General features: G+C 34.7%; 4 protein-coding genes. 1 reads left to right on the top strand and 3 read right to left on the bottom strand.

The window, feature by feature from the left end; translation table 11 throughout:
• The first annotated feature begins 460 nt into the window (after positions 1-460).
• On the top strand, positions 461-1,567 hold the full coding sequence (locus T489_RS0111850) for a hypothetical protein (RefSeq protein ID WP_157608263.1): 1,107 nt from the start codon (positions 461-463) through the stop codon (positions 1,565-1,567).
• Positions 1,568-1,851: 284 nt separating this feature from the next.
• On the opposite strand, the gene T489_RS0111845 is transcribed toward T489_RS0111850, so the two are convergent.
• The 3 genes from T489_RS0111845 to T489_RS15285 all read right to left on the bottom strand — a co-directional run.
• On the bottom strand, positions 1,852-4,173 hold the full coding sequence (locus T489_RS0111845) for a hypothetical protein (protein WP_031580227.1): 2,322 nt from the start codon (positions 4,171-4,173) through the stop codon (positions 1,852-1,854).
• Between the two features lie 58 nt (positions 4,174-4,231).
• Positions 4,232-5,095 carry a GmrSD restriction endonuclease domain-containing protein gene (locus T489_RS0111840; protein ID WP_198020483.1) on the bottom strand — a complete coding sequence of 288 codons (864 nt, stop codon included), beginning with the start codon at positions 5,093-5,095 and terminating at the stop codon, positions 4,232-4,234.
• A 275-nt stretch (positions 5,096-5,370) separates the two neighbouring features.
• Positions 5,371-5,604, bottom strand: a 234-nt coding sequence (locus tag T489_RS15285) for a hypothetical protein (protein ID WP_031579477.1), incomplete at its 5' end; no start/stop codon positions are given.

The following is a 5,604-nucleotide window of genomic DNA, read 5'->3' as shown; positions in this document are numbered from 1 at the left end:
TATCCTTTCTCTGTGATTTCAGATTACAGATATACTTCTCGGTATTTTTAATCAGGTCATCCTTAAACTGCACCTGACCGAATATTTTATCTTCAGACATGCCATAACCTGGTTCAAAAGAGCACAAAGTAAAGTTAGAAGAGTGGACATCCATTCCAATATATATTATCTTATTCATAACGACCTTCATTCAATGTATGTAGTAAATTCATTCAATGTATGCGGTAAATCCGTTTCTGTTTTATTAACGTCTACAGTTTACACGGTAAATCCACGATTTGCATTCATTCGTGGAGGTCGTTTCATATTGTCTTTCCTGCTCAGAGGAAAACTCCTGTATTCCGCCGGACGAAAGAATGGTTCTGTTCATCAGGGACAGCGAAGGAAAGTGTGAACGCATGCCTCTTGAAAAAGCAGATAAAAAGGTTAAGTAGGAACAACAGATATGGAGAAAATGCATATGAAACCAGCTACCCCCCAACAAAAGACAATTCTTCAGATCTGCTGCGCTTTTTCAGGTATGCTCATGTGTCTCGGAGCTCATGCTGACGTTCCCGCAGGTTCTGATGAAATTCAGGATCTTTTTACAGCCATAACTTCGGATTATCAGACATCAATTCCGGAAGACAAAGTACAGACCGTCTATGACAATTTCTGTGCTGAAAGTGAAATTCAGAGTGCCATTGACTACTATGTAATCCATAACACCAGAAACCACATATACGTTCATGACATTCCGAAGATTCTTACCGGAGTAAACGACACGAATTATGTCAGCAAAAGCTATGACATGAATTCAAGAAGCTTTCCGCTGGTAGACTGGATGTACAATTCCATAACCTGGGCCGGGGAACCAATGAAATTCTACTACCGGGTGAACAACTCACTTGAAGGTGTTCCTATTTACAACATTACACCAAACAGAAAGGAAAAACCTACTGGCAGACTGGTCATGAATTTTGCTGTCGGCGACAGCTACAATCTTCTTAATACAGGTAGCGGTGAAATTAAAAATATCGACTGTTCGGACAAAGACGTAAACTTCTGTCCAGAAAAACTTAAGGAATTCAATCCATTCCGCAAGATAATCATGATTACCAGAGAACCTGACGGCACCTGTGTAAGCAATGTCTACCACGCAGAGCGAGTTGATACAGAATATTCGGAAGACAATCTGATTTACAGGAATGAAATCAGATTCCATGCTCCTCACGGCAATTTCAGGTTCAAAATAAAAGAAAAGAACTGGGTCAATGAGCGGGAAAAGATTTCGGGATACTTCACTTATGAGCTTAATACTCTGACCATTGACGGAGTGAAATACAAAATGATTCCCGGAGGGAATCCATGGAACATCAGCACATGGTATCTGAAAGGAAACGGTGAATATCATGAGAAGTGGCTGTATATGTATCCAATGGGAAATACGGATGATGTTTATTCCTTAAAGGATGGCATAAACACAGGCAAGGCTACGAAGGTGGTTATTTCTATTTTCAGTAACAGGTCATTCAGCACTGATGAAAGTACCAAGAGAATAGTACTCTATCCGAAAAAAAAGAAATAATGCTAGCACACAAGGCTCTAATCCTACATCGTCTTTGATACGAACCTAAAATGTAGTAAAAATGCGTGTAAAGCGTTGATATATAAGGGATTGCTGAAACAGAATAAATTCGGCAACCGCCAAAATACAAGACTAATAACTTACAGTCTTATTATTTATTAACCACAGTTCAATTATATGCCACTACACTATCTAAATAATTGAAAAATAAAGAAAAATTTAAAGATGTACTATTCTATTTAACCCTTTTCATGTACAAAAATCTGATTTAATATATTCTACAATTAACTATTATCATAATCCTTATTTAAATATTTAATTTTTCTAGTAGATTTAATGGATTCAGAATAATCAAGAATTTCTGACTCAGTAAATTTATCTTTTTCAAAATCGAAATAGTGACATATTTTGAAAGCAATATCAGTAATACAACAGTCATCGTCATACGACAAAATAACCTGCCATCCTTCAACTTTGTTTCTACTTTTTAAAAGCGCATAAGTATGTAGATCGATCAATCTTTTAGGCATTATCGTAATTCTAGGGATCCTAACGAAGCAGCACATAAAAAAGTCTCCCTCAAGGGCAAAAGGACACATACTTTTGATTAGTTTTTCTCTTCCGACAACATATGATATAAATCCATTTAAGTCCCGTCTTGCTTTATCAGACATATCAAGCAAGAAGTTTGCAAAATCGACTCTTCTTGGTATTTGCTTCGACTCTAAAAATATCAAAATTTGCATAATTCTTTCTGGGACGATCTGTTTAGGTTTTTCAATTTTTAATCTATCATCGTGGATTCCGGCAAAATATGCATCTAAGTCTCGCCTATAGCCAAAGGCGACAAGTTGCTCCTTATCGGTTACATAAGAAGAGACATACCCATTATAATCATTATGTTTTATATACAACCCCAAATGATCAAGTTCATCATTCAAATATAATATACTGTTATTGGAAGCAGCTTGACGGTGTTTTAAATAATGTAAAAATATTAAAGGAGAATCAAAGAACTCAGTATAGATATCAAGATCATCAACGCTAACAGCTAAAGTTCCACTATTAATGTTCAAAAAATGAGCTTTATCAATTTTGGCTTCCACGGCATTAAAATTATCTACAGTTATACAAAAAGTAAAAAAATAATTATATTTTTTCTTGTCTAGATAAAACTTTAAATCTGATTTCTTACTATTGGTTTTATAAAAGTTTGCTCTTTCGCATCGATTGATATAGTTTAGAGTTCTATTGCATTGATAATCTGCTTTTTTTATAAGTGCATCCAAAGATTTGATATGTGCCTGAAAGTCAGTGGCAGCAGGCGTGTAAGTAAAGGAACCTGCTTTAACTTCAATTATGAGCACGCAAGTATCGTAGATAATTAAAATGTCATTCTCATCATATTGTTTTGTGTGATTTTCATCGGGATAATAGTTACCAAGGTATACTTCAGAACCAGGAAGTAATTTTCTGAACATATTTGCCACCAAATTTTCACTTGCTTCTTGTTGAAACAAAGCCCATTTAGTTGCGTAAGTAGAATCACTTTCCTTTATGATCTTTTGAATCACCCTATAGATATTATCAAAGAGGTTATAATAATCAAAACAATAAGTTATTCCATCAATATTTATAAATGGTTTTTTCTGTACAGGTAAATCTACAAAGGGCCAATTATCATAATCAGAATTAGATTTTTTATCTGTAGTTGATAATTCCCCTAATTCAAAAGATAATTTACTAATAAAACTATCTGGCCATCCAGTAACTTGCTTCACATCATATAGCGCAACATATAGCGCAACGCCAAAACACTTATCAAACAATGTCCACAGAGAATTACCTGGATCAAATTGAATCTTCTTAAGATATTCACCAAGATCATCCAAATTTGTAGTAATGTCGGATTCCATGCCAAATTGACTTAATGCATCAACTTTTCCTGAAGAAAGAGAGACTTCTAATTCTTGTAGCCCTCGTAATAAATCATCAGATGTCACCCCATAAAGTTTGAATAACTCTTCTGAATGCGGTTGTAATAACACTTTAATATTTTTTAATTGCTGAAATCTGTATCTATTACCTCTAACAAAACTCATTTGATATGATTCAACTATGTAGTCGATCTCTTCATCAGAAAACTGACCATCAACATAAAGCTTTGCCGCCAAATAATTCACAAAAATAATGGATTTATTATATAAATCTTCAATCATGGAAAGAGTTTTAAAAATATAGTCATCATCTGCAAATATGTTGCCTTTATCGTTTAACTTATGCGTTACAAATATGCTTTGCGCATACTCGATGTATCTGACTATTTGGCTAATTCCTGGGGTAATCTGACTTTCAGACACTTTATTAATCATTGGTACCATTACTAAATCTGTAGCAATCACCAATGTTCTAAGGGGATCACAGTGACTTAATCTTTCAATGATAGCATCGATATCTGAATCAATTTCATTTTTTACTAATTCAAATTGATCACTCAACGCTATAGCCTGCTTCTTAATTTCAGTATCACTGTATTTACTACGTAATGAGGAAATGCTATTAAAACTTATTAAACCAGTTAATTCTTCAAAAGGATTATCAGTCATGCATTCCCCCACAAAGCAACAATATAAAAAGTACAGTTATTACTAATGTCGGCCTATGTTATTCATCAATCTGAATACGATAGGACTGTTCTATAATTTCCATAATTTGGTCAACGTCAGAGGTGTGCTCCATATAAAGCTCCACATCACCATTCCCCCATCTACCTAAGTTAGTTATATCGCGGCATATACCATTCGGATCAAGTACATCCGAGAATTTCATATTCACTGAAATGCGAAGTTTTTGCTTTTGAAATACGATATCAACGAAATTGGTATCAAGCTTATAAGCGACATACAACTTTTTAAATTCTCGCTTAACATCAGGAGATAAATTCAAGATTCGACGATCCAAAACACTAAACAGAGTTTTTGTAAACACGTTTGTATCATAAGATTCGAGACTGTACTTTTCTGTTATTTTCTCCGAGGTCTGATACGGAGCAAGTTCAGATGCCGTGAGAGTTGGGTATTCCCAAATCTGCTTAGCCTTTTCGGCTAGTAGTAATGCACGCTCTTTAATTCTTTGTTCATTCCATTCATTTTGTTTAACAACATAAGCGTTCAAACGTAGTGCACTTTCCTTAAATCCCCCTTCCATATTCATCTTAACCAAAAAAGGGTGATCACTCATCTCAGAATTATATGCTGTAAGCGTAAGGTTACCAATAGTATGAAGATATACTTTTTGCACCTCGCGCCAGCTTGCACCAAGCATCTGTTGCCACTCCGAACTTAGGTTATTGTTTTGAGGCATTATATGCTCTATCGTATAATTTTCGACAATAATCGAAGCCTTATTGCCATAGTTCTCTAAATGACTAAGAATGAAATTACGAGAACGCATATTGTAAATATCTCTTGATACAAAAGAAGCGACAAATTTTTCATCTTTTGGAAACTCTTTGTAATCATCACGCATAACAAAAAACGCTTTAATGGAATTAACGTAATCGTCAGATTTGATTTCATTTTTTAATGTAGCAAATGTCTTATTCAAAGAGTTTGTAGGTATATCACAAATACTACGTCTAAACACATAGCTAATGCACAACTTTATAATCTGTTTTAAATTATCCTCAGAAATATGCCCCTCAGCATAATCATCTCAACTTTCCCACATGATTTTGAGTGGAAAAACATAGCGCAACCTTAATCCATGCGGTTTAGGTGTTTTTTAAAAACATGTATTGATTTTTATGACAATTTTGGAGTTTTTTTGGTGGCGAATTCTTCGTACAGACCTAATACGAAATCCTGAATATAAGCAATCTGTTCGGTAAACCAGCTGCTGAGCATTTTGAAAGCCAGTACCATTGCCTTTTCGTAACAGCTTTTTTTCAGATACTTTCTGTCACGCAGAGCCTGTACATAGCCCATGAAGGTATTCATCAGTGTATCTAATGCTATATTCAGATGTATTTCCTCCAA

Origin of the sequence: Ruminobacter sp. RM87, from assembly GCF_000701925.1 — a bacterium.
Taxonomy (GTDB): Bacteria; Pseudomonadota; Gammaproteobacteria; order Enterobacterales; family Succinivibrionaceae; genus Ruminobacter; species Ruminobacter amylophilus.
This window is presented reverse-complemented; position numbering and strand designations above follow the sequence as displayed.